19 protein-coding genes are annotated in these 16,831 nt (G+C 67.6%); all 19 read right to left on the bottom strand.

The features are described from left to right. Position 1: 1 nt before the first annotated feature. Positions 2 to 2,545 (bottom strand): phage tail tape measure protein, encoded by a 2,544-nt coding sequence (locus tag ACLHRZ_RS31040; RefSeq protein ID WP_490421908.1) that lies wholly within the window; start codon positions 2,543 to 2,545, stop codon positions 2 to 4. 40 nt (positions 2,546 to 2,585) lie between these two features. Further along, positions 2,586 to 3,047 (bottom strand): hypothetical protein, encoded by a 462-nt coding sequence (locus tag ACLHRZ_RS31035; RefSeq protein ID WP_490421907.1) that lies wholly within the window; start codon positions 3,045 to 3,047, stop codon positions 2,586 to 2,588. Between the two features lie 6 nt (positions 3,048 to 3,053). Then, positions 3,054 to 3,281, bottom strand: coding sequence for a hypothetical protein (locus ACLHRZ_RS31030; protein WP_490421906.1), 228 nt, complete (start codon positions 3,279 to 3,281; stop codon positions 3,054 to 3,056). Between the two features lie 26 nt (positions 3,282 to 3,307). Then, positions 3,308 to 3,715 carry a hypothetical protein gene (locus ACLHRZ_RS31025; RefSeq protein ID WP_490421905.1) on the bottom strand — a complete coding sequence of 136 codons (408 nt, stop codon included), beginning with the start codon at positions 3,713 to 3,715 and terminating at the stop codon, positions 3,308 to 3,310. Between the two features lie 84 nt (positions 3,716 to 3,799). Next, on the bottom strand, positions 3,800 to 4,945 hold the full coding sequence (locus ACLHRZ_RS31020) for a phage tail tube protein (protein ID WP_490421904.1): 1,146 nt from the start codon (positions 4,943 to 4,945) through the stop codon (positions 3,800 to 3,802). A gap of 301 nt (positions 4,946 to 5,246) precedes the next feature. Then, positions 5,247 to 5,633 (bottom strand): hypothetical protein, encoded by a 387-nt coding sequence (locus tag ACLHRZ_RS31015; protein WP_490421903.1) that lies wholly within the window; start codon positions 5,631 to 5,633, stop codon positions 5,247 to 5,249. Positions 5,634 to 5,732: 99 nt separating this feature from the next. Next, positions 5,733 to 6,218, bottom strand: a complete 486-nt coding sequence (locus ACLHRZ_RS31010; RefSeq protein WP_490421902.1) for a hypothetical protein — start codon at positions 6,216 to 6,218, stop codon at positions 5,733 to 5,735. Positions 6,219 to 6,607: 389 nt separating this feature from the next. Further along, positions 6,608 to 7,270 carry a hypothetical protein gene (locus ACLHRZ_RS31005; protein WP_490421901.1) on the bottom strand — a complete coding sequence of 221 codons (663 nt, stop codon included), beginning with the start codon at positions 7,268 to 7,270 and terminating at the stop codon, positions 6,608 to 6,610. 29 nt (positions 7,271 to 7,299) lie between these two features. Further along, the gene (locus tag ACLHRZ_RS31000; protein WP_490421900.1) at positions 7,300 to 7,557 is read right to left on the bottom strand and encodes a hypothetical protein; all 258 of its coding nucleotides are present in this window, start codon (positions 7,555 to 7,557) and stop codon (positions 7,300 to 7,302) included. After that, positions 7,544 to 7,792 (bottom strand): hypothetical protein, encoded by a 249-nt coding sequence (locus ACLHRZ_RS30995; protein WP_490421899.1) that lies wholly within the window; start codon positions 7,790 to 7,792, stop codon positions 7,544 to 7,546. The genes ACLHRZ_RS31000 and ACLHRZ_RS30995 overlap by 14 nt, the downstream gene beginning before the upstream one ends. Before the next feature lie 66 nt (positions 7,793 to 7,858). After that, positions 7,859 to 8,767 carry an HNH endonuclease signature motif containing protein gene (locus ACLHRZ_RS30990; RefSeq protein WP_490421898.1) on the bottom strand — a complete coding sequence of 303 codons (909 nt, stop codon included), beginning with the start codon at positions 8,765 to 8,767 and terminating at the stop codon, positions 7,859 to 7,861. Between the two features lie 136 nt (positions 8,768 to 8,903). After that, entirely contained in the window at positions 8,904 to 10,265 is a 1,362-nt protein-coding gene (locus ACLHRZ_RS30985) for a hypothetical protein (RefSeq protein WP_490421897.1), read from the bottom strand. Positions 10,266 to 10,380: 115 nt separating this feature from the next. After that, the gene (locus ACLHRZ_RS30980; protein ID WP_490421896.1) at positions 10,381 to 12,057 is read right to left on the bottom strand and encodes a hypothetical protein; all 1,677 of its coding nucleotides are present in this window, start codon (positions 12,055 to 12,057) and stop codon (positions 10,381 to 10,383) included. Then, a complete protein-coding gene (locus ACLHRZ_RS30975; RefSeq protein ID WP_490421895.1) occupies positions 12,054 to 12,275 on the bottom strand; it encodes a hypothetical protein in 222 nt (73 codons plus the stop codon). The genes ACLHRZ_RS30980 and ACLHRZ_RS30975 overlap by 4 nt, the downstream gene beginning before the upstream one ends. A gap of 8 nt (positions 12,276 to 12,283) precedes the next feature. Further along, on the bottom strand, positions 12,284 to 12,799 hold the full coding sequence (locus ACLHRZ_RS30970; protein ID WP_490421894.1) for a hypothetical protein: 516 nt from the start codon (positions 12,797 to 12,799) through the stop codon (positions 12,284 to 12,286). Between the two features lie 15 nt (positions 12,800 to 12,814). Further along, complete coding sequence (locus ACLHRZ_RS30965; protein WP_490421893.1) at positions 12,815 to 13,588, bottom strand: structural protein; 774 nt, start codon at positions 13,586 to 13,588, stop codon at positions 12,815 to 12,817. A 96-nt stretch (positions 13,589 to 13,684) separates the two neighbouring features. Continuing rightward, positions 13,685 to 13,870, bottom strand: coding sequence for a hypothetical protein (locus tag ACLHRZ_RS30960; RefSeq protein ID WP_490421892.1), 186 nt, complete (start codon positions 13,868 to 13,870; stop codon positions 13,685 to 13,687). After that, a complete protein-coding gene (locus ACLHRZ_RS30955; protein ID WP_490421891.1) occupies positions 13,867 to 15,423 on the bottom strand; it encodes a phage portal protein in 1,557 nt (518 codons plus the stop codon). The genes ACLHRZ_RS30960 and ACLHRZ_RS30955 overlap by 4 nt, the downstream gene beginning before the upstream one ends. After that, positions 15,411 to 16,831 (bottom strand): terminase large subunit domain-containing protein (locus ACLHRZ_RS30950; RefSeq protein WP_490421890.1); only part of this gene is annotated, 1,421 nt, incomplete at its 5' end. The genes ACLHRZ_RS30955 and ACLHRZ_RS30950, both read right to left, overlap by 13 nt.

The raw sequence follows: 16,831 nt of genomic DNA, 5'->3' as shown, positions 1-16,831 counted from the left end.
TCTACCGCTTGTAGGGGGTGTAGCTGGTCGAGGACCGCATCCCCAGGCGCAGCATTTGCTCCTGGACGACGTCGCGCAGGTCCCGCTCGGACAGGACCGAGCCCTGCACGGTGATAGTCACGGTCACGGCCGGTCCGCCCGCCGGGCCCGCAGAGGCACCGGCCAGGGCCGCACCGGTCACTCTTGGAGCTGCAACGGGTGCACTGGCCAGCTGCGCGCCCATGGCGGTGACGGCATCGACCGCGGCACGGGTGTGAGTCCTGATGCCGGCTGCAACGCCGTGGGGGATCCACTGCCCAACCTGCTCGGCGAACAACCTAGACGGCGACCCGATCCCCAGGGCGCTCTTCGCGGCGCTCAGCGCGCTGCTGGCCAGGCTGCGCAGGCTGCTGAACAGACCACCCGCGGCGCTCTCCACGCCAGAGACGATGCCGGAGACGATCGCCGAGCCGACGCCCACGAACCACGAACCGACGCTTCGCACGGCGTTCAAGGCGGAGCGCAGGCCACCGGAGATGGCGGAGGAGATGCGGCTCATCGTGCTCACGATGGTCTGCCATGCGGAGGTGATCGGCCCGGTCATCGAGGAGCGGATCGATGACCACAGGGACGAAGCCGTCGCCCGGATACTGGCCCAGACCGACGACAGCCAGTTGGACACGCTGCGCCACAGGGACAGCAGAAACTGCCCCGCTGCCTGCATGGGCCGAATAATCACGGTCTGAATCACTGACCACACGGACTGGGCGACGGCCTTGATGCCGTCCCAGACGGCAGCGAAGAACGCGGCAACGGCATTCCACACGGCGTGAGCCGTGGCGGTGATCTGGGCGTGGAAGTGGTTCCAGATGCCGATCAGCACCGCGAGAGGCAACGCGAAGATCACCAGCAGCAGCGGCCACCACTTCCGGAAGAACCCCGCAATCGCATTCCACACGGACATCGTTGCGGCCTCGATGGACTGCCAGGCGGACTGGATGGCGTGCCACAGCCACTGCACACCGACGACCAGGCCGTTCCACGCGGCCTGCAACGCGTGCCAGACCGCGACGGCCGCGACCTTCACGCCCTCGAAGGCAGCGGCGACAACGTTGCGGAAGGTCTGGCAGTGCATGTACGCGTAGATCAGAGCCGCAACGAAGGCGATGACGGCCAGGACGATCAGCACGATGGGGTTGGCGTCGAGCACGACGTCGAGGGCCGCCTGCGCCGCGGTCAGCAGACCGGAGGCGATCGCGGCGACCCGTTCCGAGGCGGCGAACGCCATCACGGCCCGTCCTGCCCCGACCAGGGCCGTGCCGATCTCCTGCACGCCCGTGACGGCGCCCATCACGGCCCCGGTCGCGAACTTCACCACGGCCGCAGTCAGGACCACGCCGATCACCGTGGCCAGGGCTACGGCGGCGCCCTGGTACTGAGTGAAGAAGCTGATCCCGGACTGGATGACGGGGATCAGCTTCATCCCAAGTTCGATCATCAGGCTGTCGAGCCCGGCCCGCAGCTGCTTGACCTGCTGCCCGAAGTTCTTCTGCACCAGCGCGAACCCCGAAACTCTGCCCTGAGCATCCGTCGTCGCGCCGGCCATCGCACGGATTGTCGCCGCGGTGTCTTTGAAATTCGCGCCCACCGTCGTCAGCGCCGCATTCGCACCCGGAGCCGTTCCCATCAGCCGCTTCAACGCCGCAGCGAATTCCGGTGTGCCTTCCTTGCCCGCCTTCGTCGCCGCCTGCGACAGGTACTGCATGGCGTCGGTGAGACCGTTGGGCCCGTGCAGCTTGGCCTTGAGCTCGTCAGCCGAAACCCCGAACTCCTGGAACGCCGCCTGCATCGGCTTGGTCGGATTCAGCAACGAACGCAGAGCCTGCGCCAAGTTCTGCGAGGCTCGTTGCGCGGTGAACCCGTGATTGGTCATCTCGGCAAGCGCTGCGCCCACGTCGTTGAAGGAGATACCGGCCGCCGAGGCGGCGGGCACGATGCTGGCAAACGCAGCGGAGAAGTCCTGCAGGCTGACCTTGCCGTGCGCCACAGCGGCGATCATCTTCGACGTGACATCACCTGCCGCCGAGGCGCTGAGGTGGTAGTCCTTGAGCACATCGGTCAAGGCCTGCGCGACCGTCGTCGTATCCGCGCCCTCCGCGGCAGCGCCCTGCGCCGCGGCCTTCAATACGGTGAGGCCGTCGCTGGCGTGGTAGCCGGCGGCCTCGACGTAGTACATGGCCTTGGCCAGGTCCGTCGCGCTGACACCGACCTGGCCGGCCATGGACAGCAGGCCGCTTTGGACCAGGCCGAGCTTGTCGTGCGTCTCACCGGCCGAGGTGACCAGCCGCACCGTGGCGGCCTGGAAGTCCGAGGCCATCTTCACCGAGGTGACGGCAACGCCGATGCCGACAGCCGTGGTTGCCTTGCCGAGCTTGGTCAGCGCGCCGCCCAGGCCACCCATCTTGGCGGAGAAGGACTCCCCCGAGGCGGCGGCCTCTGCCATGCCCGCGCGGAACGGGGTGGTCTCGGCTCGGAGCATGACCCACAAGTCGGCGACTTCGGCCACGGCACGCCCCTTTCCCTGTTCACCGGGCGCTGTAGCCGGGTCAGATGCGGGGCCAGCCGGGCTGGAAGACCGTTTGGTACAGCTGCGGAGCCACGTGGGTTACCCCGAACCGGAACGCAGGCAAGAGAAACGGGTAGCTCGCGCCGTTGCGGAGCATGCCACGCTCCAGGTACATGCCGTACTTGCTGGCAGCAGTGCGTGAGCCGTAGGGGGCGTTGACTCCGGCAGCAGTGCCCACCCGGGTTTCCCAGGCCCCGCCCGTGAACACCACCGGCGTGTGCGTAAGGGACCGGCGCAGTGTCCCGGAGATGACCGCCGGGCCCAGTCCCGGCCGGGCCGGCGTGGGAGTGCCGTACTGGTGGGACCCGTTACTCGCATTGGTCTTCGCCTGCCCCTCGACCGCACTGGCCAGGCGTGAGATGACCGTGCGGGCTTTCACCTGCGCATCCCCGTCGATCTCCGCGAAGAGCCGGGTGAACACCCCTGGCCGCAGTTCCGGCACGGTGCATCACCCCCGCCCTTGCGCTGCACGCCGTGCCCGGTCGTTCTCCCGTTCCTCCTGCTCGGCGATCAAGCCGAGGAAGTCCAGGCAGTACCGGCGCACGTACACGGGAGTCTGCTGGAGTTCGTCCCAGCTCCAGTGCATGCGCCGCATCAGCAGGAAGTCGGCCCACTCCGCCGGCGCGTCCCCCGAGGCCCAGGTGCCGTCGAGGATCGATTCAACCGGCAGCAGCACGTCCTCGAAGTACTCGCTGCCTGGTCCTAGGTAGGGTTCGCGACGCGGCCGACCTCCTCACCGACCCGGTTGATGATCGCCATCGGCAGGCGGGCGACGTTCTCCGGCGTGATGTCGGTCAGCCGCACCTGCTCCGAGGCCTCCAGGGCGGCGAGTTGCCCGTCGAGGTCATCGGCGTCGATGTTGACGTTGACGGGGATCGAAGCGGCGCTGGCGTCGTACACGTGCCACGCCACGATGAGCCGTGCCATGACCTTGTACATGGCAGCGTTGGCCGCCTGCGGGTCCAGCGGCTGCCCGTCCTGGCCGAGTGCCACATCGTCCGGGGTGAGCTCGGACGGTGGCAGCAGCCGGGGGTTGCGCAGCAGCACGCTGACACGGTCGCCGAGTTCGGGGAAGGACAGGAGGATGAATCGGTTGGCGTATCCGGACACGGGCGTCTCCTGGGGGCGTTGAGGGCGTGGGGCGCCGGCCGGATGCGACGCCCTCACGCGCCTCCGGCCGGGGAGCATGCAAGGTCAGTAAGCGGAGGTCTGGAAGTTCTTCAGCGTCGCCTGCACGGCGCCGCCGTCGGTGGTGTTGTAGATCCCGGACAGGCTGAAGTCGGCCTGCACATACGGGGTGGACAGGTCGCGCTTGCCCTTGTACCACCCGGACTTCGACATGGTCAGTGACAGGGACTGACCGCCCCGGGGCACGGGCTGCTGCAGGCTGGCCGTGGTGGCGGTCTGCGTGTAGGTGAGGTACAGGTTCATGTCGGTCTGGTTCTCGAAGATGGCCTTGTAGGCGCCATCCGCCTCGATCGGCCCGGCGAACACCTCACGCGGGGTCTGTGTTCCGTCGCTGGAGGCGATGGCCTCGGTGGCGCGCTTGACCGTCACGTCGTAGGTCAGGCCACGGGTGGAGGATGCGCCGGCGTTGGTCATGTTCCAGGACCAGCCCAGCAACGGATCGTAGGTGGAGAACGTTTCGGTCTGCAGGGTCTGCACGACCGACGGAAACGACACGTACTTGATGCTCGCGGTGACAGCACCCTTGGGGTCGATCTTCATCTGAAGGTCGGAGAGACGACAGTACGAGCACGACACGGTCTGTGTCGTGTCGTACAGCGTCAGGCTGTACGTGGGCAGCGCGGTGGTGGACTGCTTGAAGGTGTGCGTGGTCTGCGACACCACCGTCACAGCCGAGTTGTGGGACTGCGCGAGACCCGTCGCAGGCACCGTGATCGGAATGGTGTACGGGCCTGAGCCGGTGGGGGTGCCCGTGGTCGCGTACTCCAGCTTGGTGCCCGTATCGATCGCGATGATCGAGCCTGCGGGAATCGTGGCGGCGGTGGAAATCGACGTTGCTCCCGCGGTCGTTGACGACGACAGTGTGGTGGACACACCGGCCGTCACCACGTCTGGCCCGATGATCCCGGCCAGGAAGTGACCGAGTAGGTCCGGATAGGCGAGGACGTCCAGTTGCCACTCGGCGTGCACGACGCCCTGAAGAAGGCCCTGCAACACCGTGTCGTTGCCACGGAAGGACTCGTCCTTGATCTCGCCATACATGTCCTCGTAATCGCCCTTGGTGAAGGGGATTCCGATGACCGGGGCGACCCAGGTGCCAGCAGTGGTCTCCTTGGCAAGGCCGAGTGTGGCCAGGCGCGAAATCTGGGTCACAACGCCACCTCCTCAGACGCACGCTGTGCTGACGGCTTCCTCTTCGAGGGCTGGGAAGGTTCGTCCGGCGGAGCTGACGGCGGGGGCTCGACGGGTGTGAAGCCGGATATGGGGTACGGCCAGTCGACGGTTTCCCCGGGCTGGATCGTGGCCGGGATCGAGGGGACATCGACCGCGGACTCGTGCATGCTGCGCTGCAATGGCATAGGGGCCTCCGGACATGCAGAAGGCCCCCGCACAGGCAGGGGCCGGGTGAAGGTGAACGGACGGATCTCGCAGCGGATGAACTCGCGTGGCTCTTCTACGGCGTTGTGCAGACCACTTCGGGAGTGAACTGTTCGGGCACCGTGTTGGGGTTCCTGAGGATGGTGGTCCAGAAGGAATCGCCGCGCACGGAGCTGAGAAGAGTCGATTGCGGGTTTTGGTCTGCGCCTGTGTCATTGCTGAAGAGACCTGAGACAGCAGCCATGCCCGAAGGGCAGTTGGCGGTCCCGGAACCGGTTCGCCCAGGCTGGACGGTTACCGTGTCGCCGAAGACGAGCTGGAACTGTGACTTCACGGCCGCCGGGCGACTCTCAGTTGACAGGCCGGAGTTGTAGCCCTGCGCAACGGCCACCCCAGCACCGGCCGTGAGAACTGAGGCAGCTACCAGGGCAAGGATTCGCATGCGTTTCATCTCGACCTCCAAGCCGCGAAACAGCGTGCGTCGGGTGCATGCCCATCCCAGACATTTCCGATCCGGAACATCACTCGTTCGGCGCAAGCAAGCCCACCCTGAGGGCTGGACCTATCCCGTCACTTCGATGTCGTCGGCGAAATAAGTGATCTCCGCCCGGAATTCTGCCTCCGGCGGCATGGTCTGCTCAGGGTCGACGAACCTCACGGTCACGTACTCCGGGTTCTCGGCCACGGACCGGAAGCGTCCCCCGTGGGACTTGTCGCCCGTCAGCCCGCCGATCCGGGTGAGAACCTTGTCGACGGCCGCATCGAATGCTCTCTGATCGGCTTCAGCGATTCCCTGGCCTGAGGTGAGGGGCCAGATCAGTTTGAGCACGAACTCGTAGGTGGCCATCCGGCGGATGTTCGCGAAGCGCTTCTCGTGGATCTGCCGCCGCAGGACGAACAGGTTGGTGCCGCGCTTCCCGGGGGTGCGCGGCTGGTAGGCCTGCACATTGCCCCAAGGGCCGCCGGCACTGGTCAGCAGGGCGGGCAACCCGTCTCCGGAGGTCGTGAGCCAGGCGACTTCACGGTCCACGGCGTCAGCAGTGCTCACCAGCGATCACCGCCTTCTTCCCTTCCGGCGCTGCGGGTTCCACCGCGGGTGCGGAAGGTGCAGTCGTGAGTGCCGCACCCGGCCGGTACGGGGCCGGTGGCGGACATAGTGCACGGCCCGCAGCCGGCGCCGGTGATGGCGCAGGCCGATGTGCGTGCCCACCCGACCTCGGCGGTGCAACGCGCCGCGGCGTCGCGGATGCGTACCCCGGTACTGACGGTGCCGTCCCTTCAGCCGGGCAGCGATCTTTGCGCGGGTCGCTGCCGACAGCCGATGACCACGGTGAGGTCGGCGACGCCCTTTCAACACAGCGGACAGCTTCGCCCGGGCCGCCGCCGACATCACATGCCCACGGCGGCGCCCTCCCCGGCCCATCGGCGGCGCCATGGTCAGCGCCTTATGTAGGGGGCCAGCATTTCCACTGCGTCCGACCGCAGCGCATCCGGGTCATGCCCACTGCGCCCGTCGACAGGATCCAGCTGCTTCACTGCCATGCTGGCGGCCATGTACTGGCACGCCTGCACGAGATCGGCCGGCACAGTGGCGTAGCCGCCGGAGTAGGTGACCTGGATGGTGGTCCCGGGCGGTACGAAGGTGCCGAGCTGGAATCTCACGTGCCCGGTATCAGGCTCGTACTGCACGGTATTCACGGTCACGGTCTGGGCCCCGGAATACGACCGGTAGAGGGTGATCGCGCTGATGCTGCCCGACCACATCTCCAGGTAGCGAGGCGGGTGTTCACGCACCCAGAAGTGGCGGGTCAACAGCGTGCTGCCGAGCGACTGGGCGCGGGAGAACCCGAGTTGCGAGGTCGGGTCGAGGGGGACGTAGGCGTCCATGGCGTCTTCGATGTCCATCGCGTCCGCCCGCTGCGTCTCCACCACGCCGGTGAAGGGTGCGAGGCGGCGGTCACAGGCCGACTCGCATGCCCGCGTCGCCTGCAACATCAAGTTCGTCGACGCCTGCACGGAATAGCCGCTCACCAGGTTCGCGAACGGCCCCTCCGTGAAACCGGCGACCGACGCCAACGGCGTTGGGGAGTCAGCAGCCACCCACGTTCACCCCCTTCACAACTGCACTGCTACTCGGAGACTTCGGTCTGGTCGCTGGCCACGGTCTTGCGGGGGCCGCGGCGCTTCACCGGCGCCTCCGTGACGCCTGCGTCGGCCAGTTGCTCGTCCTTCGTGGCCGGCGGGAGTACTTCTTCGAACCCGGCACCGGGAATCTGCACCAGGTCCAGGCCCAGGCCGTCCGGGACCTCGACGACGTCCTCGGGGGTGTTCCACTCGAAGCCCCCTGGCGCATTGCCGGGGACCAGGCGGGTCTTACGGAGCCACATCAGGACCCTCTCCTTGCCTCTTGACGGACTTCAGCAGCTTCTTGAGGAGCTTCTTCTCCGTCTTGGCGAGCTGCTTGGGGTCCTGGATGGCCTCCCAGCGGCGGAAGAAGTCCTCCTCAAAAGACAGGTGCCGCGGACACACCATGTAGCCCTTGACGATCGTCTGGGCCGGAACCTGGGTGCCGTGGAACAGGTCCACGACGCACCAGCCGGGCGGGGGCGGCATGTCCGCCACGGGAGACCTCCAGGAATGACGAAAGGCCCGAGCGGGTGGCCCAGGCCCTTCGGTTGATCAGGTTGGTCAGGAAGCGGACCTCTCGGCTCGCCTCTTCTCCGTTCGAGCCAGCTCCCGCGCTTTATTGCACGTTCGGCACTGCCGGTGGCCCTTCGAGGTCACGTAGAGGTTGTCCCCTGAGTAGGGGTGACCCTGCGGGCAGTGCGTGCGCTCCGCCGGAGCGGGGCCGCGGTGGGCCTGCGTCCGTTGGTACGCCGCCCGGGCCTTCTCTCGGTTGCACGCCCGGCACGAGCGCGTGCCCTCCGCTGCGAAGTGCGAGTTCTCCTCGTCCATCGCGTGGCCGTTCCTGCAAACATCGACCCGGTGAACGACCTGTTTATTCTTACGCGCCCGGTACTTGCACACCTGCTCGCGCTTGCATTCCCGGCACGAGCGAACCCCCCGGTTCGGGTCCACGTAGGTGTTCTCCGGCGTGTACTCGTGGCCGTTCTTGCACAACTGCTTCGGCTGCCGTGGCGCAGGTGGGTTCAGTGCCCGTCTGCGAGCACGTGACTCTGCTGACTGCCTGCGGCTGCACGTCCGACAGTCTCTCGATCCGTCTTTACGGACGTACAGATTGTCCCCCGAATAGGGGTGGCCGTATGGGCAGTGGGTCTTGTTCCGCTGAAACGCTGCGCCGTCCCGGCCGCCGACTCCCCGCCGGAAGTTCTCGTGCTGCGTCACGGGATCAAGGTGGGCCGGGTTACAGCAGGTGCGATTGAGACACAGATGGTCGAGCACATGCCCTTCGGGGATCGGACCGACGACCAACTCATACGCAAACCGGTGCGCGTACACGGTGTTGGTCTTGCCGTCCTTCCAGTACGACCACAGGCCGTACCGAGTACGGGCTATGGTCCCCCTCCATACCCAGCAACCGGTGAGCGCCACCTTCTCGACGCGCTCCCAGAACCCCGCCACGCTACGCCCGCTCATGTCGGATGCCGTCCTCAACGGTCTCCGGCAGGCAGGCGGAGCGTGCCCGTGCTCCGCCCGTCGCCGTCAGTGGACTGACTTAGGAACAGTCTAACCGCGACGGCTGATGGGCACTCAGAATACCTCTGACTAGCTGCTAGAGGGTCGCCGAGAGCCGACTCAAACGCCCGACGTACTTGCTGCCGCGGCATGCCAGTGTGGTGTCCGTCAGGGCAGCGAAGGGCAGAGTGTCCGGCGCGGTGACGGTGGGCGCCAGGGGCAGGATCTGCATGTCTCGGGTGTAGGGGCGGACGAGGAAGTTCTCGTCGCGCGGGATCAGGTAGACGTCCTCCTGCGCGTTGGCTCCGCCGCGGGGGAAGGCTCCGGTGTTGCCGCCCTGGTAGGCGGACGGGCCGGTATTGCCGGAGCTGTTGGTGAGGAGGTTGGTGCCGGTGTCGATGATGGACGTGGTGGCCGTGCCGGTGGTGTCGAAGGCGTCGACGGTGCCGACGAGGGATTCAGTGCCGGTCGCGGTGGACCGGTAGATCTTGTACAGGATCGGCGAGGCGCCGTCTGGCAGGTTCGTCGGCGTGCTGAAGCTGAGCGTGACCGTCGACGTGGAGCCGGTGGTGGTCTGCGAGACCTCGGTGGACGCGGAGATCTCCCCGAACCGGGCAACGACGGCGGAGACGCGGTAGTAGTAGGTGGCCGCGGCCAGAGTCCCACCGCTGGTCGACGTCGCCGTGGAGACCGTGCCCATGGTGTTCGTCCTCGGGCTCAGGAACGAGCTCTTGAGAATCGGGATGTCGCGGTAGGTCGGCACGTTGAGGCCGGCGCCGATCTGGGTGGTCGGGGCGGCGAAACGCTGCTGCGCGACGAGCGACTGCGACACGGCGGAGGCCATGCGCGGGCTCATGACGAACATGAAGTTCGAGCCGATAGGCATGGCGGCGTTGGTCTCGACGAGGTCGATGAGCTGGTCGAGGTAGTGCAGAGCGAAGCTCGCGTTGATGTCGAGTGCGTTGACGTAGTTGCTGCTGCCCGAGCCGGCCGTCCAGTTGGAGACCAGGTAGTCGAGGCCGGAGCAGATGGGGTACTGGCCGGCCGCGGTGGCGCCGTCATGTCCCCAGATGAAGCTGTTCTCCAGCGTCCACAGCATCGACGTGACGGTGCCGTCGAGTTCGAGCTGGCGCAGGTCCCCGACGATGTCGCGGGTGACCGTCTGCGCGAAGCCCGTCACGCTGCCGACGGCCTGGTAGAGCCTGATGTTGAAGACGGCCTGCTCGTAGGTGGAGTTGCCGATCGGGCGAGCGCCACCGTCGACGACACCGCCGCTGTCCGGCCGGTTCACGCGACGGTTGAAAAAGTACTGCGTGGAGTTCCACTGCCGGGAGGGGATGGCCGCGAGCAGTGGCGCGTAGCGGCGCTGGTACTCCAGGAGCAGGGGCGAGATGGCCTTGGGGATGAGCGGCGTCACTGCGCCAGCGGTCGTGATGGCCTCTTCCAGCTCGGTGGGCATGGAAGCGCCTCCTTTTCATGCGAAAGCCCCACCCGGCAGATGGCCGTGCGGGGCTGAGACGGGCGGAAGTGCGAACGCCCCGCGCGGCGGCGGGACGTTCAGGAGGGCTGCCTGCCTACGGGGCGGGCTGGGGGGTGCGGCCGAAGTCCCCGAGGAGGAGTTCGGCACGGTTGGCGTAGAGGTCCTCGGGGCTGGTGCCGTCGGGGCCGGTCTGGTCGTTTTCGTGGACGCGGTATCCCTGGCGGGGCGGGAAGCCGTGCTCTTTCAGGAGCATCTCGCGGAGCTCGTCGCGCTGCTGGGCGAGAGCTTCGGCAAGCTTGGCGTCGAAGGCGGCCTGCAGCTCGGCGGCAGTCTCCTTGAGGGCCTTCTTGGCGCTCTTTTCCTTGCCGGGCTTGGCTTCGGCACTCTCCGCGGCTGTGGCCTTCGGCGGCTCGGAGGTCTGCTCGCCGACGGCCGCGAGCACGGGTGCGAGGTGCTCCTGCAGGGCGCCGGTGAAGATGGCGCCGAGGGCGGCGATGTCGGCGTCGGTGAGGGACCGGGCGGGGACCGCCGCGGTCTGCTGGGTTTCGGTGGCGGGCTCGCCCATGGCGGCCTCCTCCTCTGGTATGGCCTCGCCTGGTTCGGGCGGGGGCTTGCGGGTGACGGCTTCGGTGGCCGGTTCGCCGATGGCGGCCTCGGCGGTGGTGTGTGCGGCGACGGTGGCCGACTCTGTACCGGCGCTGTCCATGTCGCTGTCGGTGTCAGCGTTGGGTGCCCCGGCGACGTCGATGTCGGCGTCCATGTCCGGGTCGAGCTGCTGGAGTGCGTTGGCGACAGCATCCATGGCGGCAGCGGCGATGACCCGTAGTTCTGCCGGGTCGATGCTGCAGTTCCGGATGGTGATCGATGTCGGCCCGTTGTAGGCGTCGATGCAGAATCCGGCCGGGCCGCCGGGGCCGTCGTAGTACTCGCGGACGTCCGAGTAGCGTGTGCCGGATTCCTTCATCGAGCCGTCCTGGTTCCAGTTCGGGGGGAGCATCGAGGTCAGGCCGAGGGCTTTGGCCCGGGCGATGATGTGTGCGCGGATCTTGTCGTGGTTGGCGTTGCCACGGCCTACGGCACGGATGGCTTTGCGCAGGTCGGCCTTGGTTTTGATGGGGTACGAGGGGTCTCCGTCGGCGTTCTTCATCGCCTGGCCCTTGTCGGCCATTGCCCGTTTCTGCTTTGCCGAGTACGCCTCGTCGGCCGGCGTCTGTTCGGTGATGGCTTCGACGGTTGCCTCTACCGATTCGCTGATCGGTGTGCGGCCTCCCCCGGATTCGGCAGCCGGGAACTCGTCGGGTACCCAGGAAGCGGCGGCGACGGTGGCACCCAGCACGCCGGGTGTGGCGGTGAAGTCCACGGCGTCGATTTCCAGATCGTCGGCCGTCGTCACGCTCTCCCCTGCGTGGTCCACCCGCCTGACCGGGCCGAGCCAGTACCCGTGGATCGACACCGACCGCAGCGCAGGTTCCTTCCCGGTGACCAGTGCGGCGATGTCGCGGCCCGGTGCGGTGTCGTACAGGTCGGCCGCGTAGGAGGCGGAGCCGTCTTCGCTGACCTTCACGCCGGTGAGGCGGCCGACGATGAGACGGGAGTCGTCGCCGGCATCGTGGTGGGTGCGCATCACGATGGGCAGACCGTGGGGGTCGGCGATCCTCTCCGACATGCGGGCGGCGGCCTTGGCGATGAGTTCCTTGGAGTACAGGCGGCGATTGCGGGAGACGCCAGGGGTGAGCATCGTGCCCGAGACGGTGGCAATCCGCGTGGTCACTGCCGGCCCCTCCCTTTGCGTACTGCGGCGGTCGTGGCCAGCCGGGGCTGCCGACGTGTGGCAGTGAGCAGGCGGATGAGGGCGGCCCGCACACCAGGGTCGGTTTCGATGGCGTCGATGAGCCAGGTCCGGAAGTCGGCTTCGGCTTCGGCTGCTTCCACGTCCTGACGGGTCACTGCTCCGCGCACGGGCCGGCGCTTGGGCGGGATCTCGTACATGGCCGATCTCACCTGCCTTGGACCGAGAGCTGGAAGGTGAGCGCGGAGAAGCTTCCGGTGAGGGTCCAGGCGAGCCGGTAGGAGCCGCCGGAGACGAGCACGGCACCGGTGCTCATGCCCTGTCCGACGGAGAAGGCGGCCGTGGTGGCAGCGGTAATAGCTGCGGAGGACCCCAGGGTCTGCCAGATGCCGTTGGCGTCGAGTTGCTGCAGGCTGATCACGACGTTGGTACCGCCGGTGAACGTGGTGACGTTGACGCCGATGACCGCGGCGGCAACGTTGTTCGTCCACGTCTGGGTTGCGGTGTTGCCGTTGGCCGTCCGGGAGGCCGCGGACTCGGAGTAGAGGCTGACCGGAGGCTGGACGACGGTGAAGACCGTCGGACTGTTGGCCACGTTGACGCCCGGCGTGCCCGAGACCGTGACGGCTGGGGTGTTGGTGACCGTGACCGAGGTCGGGCTGCCGGAGGCGCCGATCACGTTGCCGCTGTTGTCGACCGGGGTGAACACCGGATTCGTGGGCACGGGTGGACCTCCTGGTCAGACGGGAGCAAGGACACATCGGCAGTGCGGATGCTGCGGCAGCGCCGGGGCGCCGAGCAGGCTGTACGGGCTGCCGTCCTCGGCGGCGATGCAGCGTTCGCAGACTCGCCCGTCACCTGCGGTCAGCCACTCCACGGCCTGTGCCCCGGCGTTGAGGTAGGCGGCCAGCAGCCCCGTGCCGTAAGCCGCGGACACGGCGGCGTCTGCGGCGAGGGCCAGGTCGAAGCCGTCATCCAGTACGTCTTGGGCATCGGCTTCTGGGTCGCCAGTGCTGTCCGCCATGGCCCGTCCTGCTCGGGTCGCCGTGGCGGCCATAGCCGCGGTCAGGACGCTGCGTGCGGCCCCTTCGGCTGTGTGGCCGGCGAGGTCCGGTGCGCCGAGGCTGTTCGGCTGATCGTTCTGGTCGTCGTAGTCGGTGGCGTCGGTGTGGTCGCGTGTGACGAGGGCGTGGCCGGCGGCCCAGCCGGCCCGGTGGGCGCGTTTGGCTGCGAGGGCGAGTGCGGCACGGGTGCGCTTCCACGGCCGGGCGGCGAGGGTTGCGAGGATGGCGGCCGCGGCGGCTTCACGCCGGTGCTGGCCGACCGGGCTGGTGCTCTCGCCAGTGCCCTGGCGCCAGGCGGCGACAGCGGGGCCCAAATCGATGCCGGTGGTGTCGCGTTTCCACGCGGCGAGGATGATGGCGTCGGCTGTGGTGTGCAGGGCTTGGCGGCGGGCGTAGACCGGCTGCCAGATGCCGTGCAGTGAGCGGAGTTGGATGGTGGCGTCGGGCACGGCCACCTCCTGGTGCTGGACGGCGTCAGCCGATCTGCTTCGCGATCAGGGGCAGCACGTCCTGGGCACGTGTCGGATGGCCCAACCCCATGGGGATCACCGCCCTTCGAGGGGTGCGAGGAGTTCGTCGGGCCGCGGCAGTCCGTGCCGGCTCATGTAGCTGGTGACCTCGTCGACGCACGCGAACGGGCCGACTGGCCGGCCGTTTTCGTACTTGTACCAGCGGACGTGAAAGCCGCCGAGCGAGTCGGTGTCGTCGCCGTACACGAGCGGGGCGCTCACATCCGGGACAGGGCTTCGTCCAGGCATCGCCGGTATAGGTCGTCCCATAGCTCCTCCGGTGGGTCGCCCTGCGCGGCGTCCTTGGCAAGGCCCGGATTGTCTTCCGGGTCCTGCGGCTGGGCCTGCCCGTCGGGCACGGGTGCTGTCGGGTCCGGTGTGGGGTCGAGTTCGGCGTCCGGGACGCCGGGAACGTAGCCGTTGACGCCCGCCGCGGTGAGCGGGGCGGTCCGGTAGGCGATCGTGGCTTTCGACATGGTGGCCATGTCCGCCCAGAACACGGGGCCTTGCCGGTCGAGGAGAATCGCATCGTCGCCACCGTCGATGGGCGGCTCGCCGATCTCGGCCCTCCAGCGGTTGACGGTGTAGGCGCCGGAGTTCAAGCGGATCTGCCGGATCTCCTCGACAACCTTGCTGTCCCGGAAGTCGATCTCAGCGAACTCCAGGTGCCAGTCAGTGATGCCGAACCCGATTTGCAGCAGGTGGAAGTTGAGCTTCTCCAAGATCAAATTGGCGATGGGGATCACGGTGTTGACGCGATAAGTCTTGTCCTGAGACTCACCGCTGCCACTGCCGAGGTTGCCGGACTCGATGATGCCCAGCTTCGCGGGTGGCACGCCGAAGCACGCAATGATCTGATCCCGCAGCTGCCGGTCCGCATCGAGATAGTCGGTGACCTTTCGCTGGTCCAGGACTCCCACCGACGCCCCGCCGGTCGTCAGTAGCGGTTCACCCACGGCCTTGGGCCCGAGGTTGAAGACGCGGTACTGCTCGCGCCACCGTTGGACGTCACCGTCCTGGTAGTGCGCCAGGTCCACGTGCACGCGCGGCGGATCGCCACGCCGGAACGACTCCTTGATCGTGGCCATGGTGAAGAGCCACGCCGTGATCGGCAGCAGCGCCTTCTGCGCCGGGGACACCCCGTACAGGCCACCGCGCGGAGCGTCGAGGGAGATGTGGATGACCTGCTCGGGTTCGAACCGCGCGGTGCGCACGCTGTCGACGTCTTGGGAGTAGCCGGATACTTCGCCGTGCTGGTCTGCAATGACCGTCATCGTCGTGGCGTCCAAGGTGTACAGGGCAACGGGCTCGCCCAGGAGGGAGACGACCTCCAGGTAGGCGTCGCCGAACAGCAGCAGGTCCGTTGCGACGTTGCGCAGCAGCTGGACCATGTCCTCGCGGGGGTTGCAGAACCGCATCAGCCGCCGGAGCCGGGTCACTTGCGGTGTCTCCGGCGCCGTCGTGTCTGCAGACTCCTGGTCTTCGGGGACTGCCTGCAAGCCGCCGGCGGTGACCGTGCGGGCAATCAAGTCGATGCAGGCCGCAACCCAGTTGCACGACATGTACGCCTGGTGAAGCTGGGCGAGGACCTGCTGCCGCTCACTGGTCGCCGACGTCAGCGACGAGGTGTTCTGGATGTTCAGCGGCAGCCCGTACTCGAAGCCGCTGCGCCGCACCTGCGCCGCCGTCGGGGCATCCAGGGATTCGGCAACCGCGGCCGCGACTTCCGGCGAGCCGAACCGCAGGTGCTCGCGGATCCAGGTCAAAGCGCCCACGGGTCACCCCCGTTCAGGATCGGGAATCCGCCGACCGTCTGCGGCACGGCGACCGGGGCCGGGCCGGTCGCGTTCGGATCGAGGGAACGCACGGCCGGTCCGGGCTCGGGAAAGTGGAACCGCGGGCCGCCGCCCACGTTGGTGAGCAAATAGCGAAGACTGTCAGCCAAATGATCATCAGCGTTGGTGTCGGCGTCTTCCGGGTCGCCCTTGGTGGCGTGCGGCAGATCCGACAGTTCCCGGTACAGCTCGCGGCAGGTCGAGAACATGTGCAGGCGCGGGCACGTTGTCCAGCCCAGTTCTCGGTGGTGGGAGCATGCCGGTCCTTCGGCGAGGTAGGAGTGGACGCGCTGCCAGCCGATGATGCGCGACCCGGGCCCCTTCCCGGCGGCCGTCAGGAGGACGCCTTCGTCGGCGTACACGGAGGCGATGGGCTTGGCGTCACCGCGGGTGGCCCACATGGCATCGTCGGCGTACCGGACGGCGACGCGTTCGCCCTCATCCTCGGCAGCCAGGACGCGCCGGGCTTGTTCTGCTTCACCGACCTGCCGCTGGTACAGCTCGCGGTAGACCCAGATGCGGCCGTCCTCGTCGACAGCCGCCCACAGGACAGCCCAGGGGGCGCTGTATCCCCAGTCGATGCCGTTGTAGCAGCGCCACGTGTCGGGCAGCGTAATCGGTTCCACGACGTGCCGGTCCCGATTTAGCTCCGGGAACATCATTCCCGCGAATTGGTCCCAGTCGCCGTCGAGAAACGCCGCCCGCAGCTTCTCGGGCAAGGCCTTGAGATCAGCGGCGTACTCCGGGTTGACGTGCGGGTTGTCGCTCAGCTTGCTCGGAATGAAACGAACCGTCCGACCGCGCTCATCGGTCACGACGTTCGCACCGTAATTGGTGGGCTGGATGTAGCGGGTCTTGACGGCGCCATGGCCCGGGCCGCCCGGGTTACTGCCGCTGCGGATTCCGAGAACCGGAATGTCGGAGCGCCCGGTACGCAGACGGGATTCCAGGAACGCGCACACGTCCGGCGGCGTCAGGGTCCGCTCGTCGAAGATGAGGAGCTGGTACTGGCCGCCCTGCCGTCGGGTGGCGTCCTGGATGCTCTCCGCGTAGCGGAACATGATGAGCGAGCCGTTGCTGAAGCGCAGTTCGTACTCGGTGCCGTTCCACCGGGCCCCGACCGCGCCGGCGAAGCCGGTCTGTGCCAGCTCGGCGATCAGCGACTCCTTCAGCTCACCGTAGGTGCGGCGGAAGGCCCCGACGCGCAGACTCGGGTAGCGCACGCACTGCCGGATCGCCTCCAGGACCAGACTTTTCGTTTTACCGCCGCCCGCGGAACCACCGAAAAGGACATCGAACTCGGTGGCGTTGTGGAACTCCTGTGGGCGCTCATGGAATTGACCCGGGG

It is taken from the genome of Streptomyces sp. AM25, from assembly GCF_058146165.1.
Note: the sequence above shows the minus strand (reverse complement) of the source record. Positions and strands in the feature narration are given on the sequence as shown.

Excerpts from the sequence above, each read along its gene's own strand:
- ACLHRZ_RS30990 (WP_490421898.1), bottom strand. The coding sequence starts at position 8,767 with ATGAGCGGGCGTAGCGTGGCGGGGTTCTGGGAGCGCGTCGAGAAGGTG.
- ACLHRZ_RS30975 (WP_490421895.1), bottom strand. The coding sequence starts at position 12,275 with ATGTACGAGATCCCGCCCAAGCGCCGGCCCGTGCGCGGAGCAGTGACC.
- ACLHRZ_RS31000 (WP_490421900.1), bottom strand. The coding sequence starts at position 7,557 with ATGTGGCTCCGTAAGACCCGCCTGGTCCCCGGCAATGCGCCAGGGGGC.
- ACLHRZ_RS30985 (WP_490421897.1), bottom strand. The coding sequence starts at position 10,265 with ATGCCCACCGAGCTGGAAGAGGCCATCACGACCGCTGGCGCAGTGACG.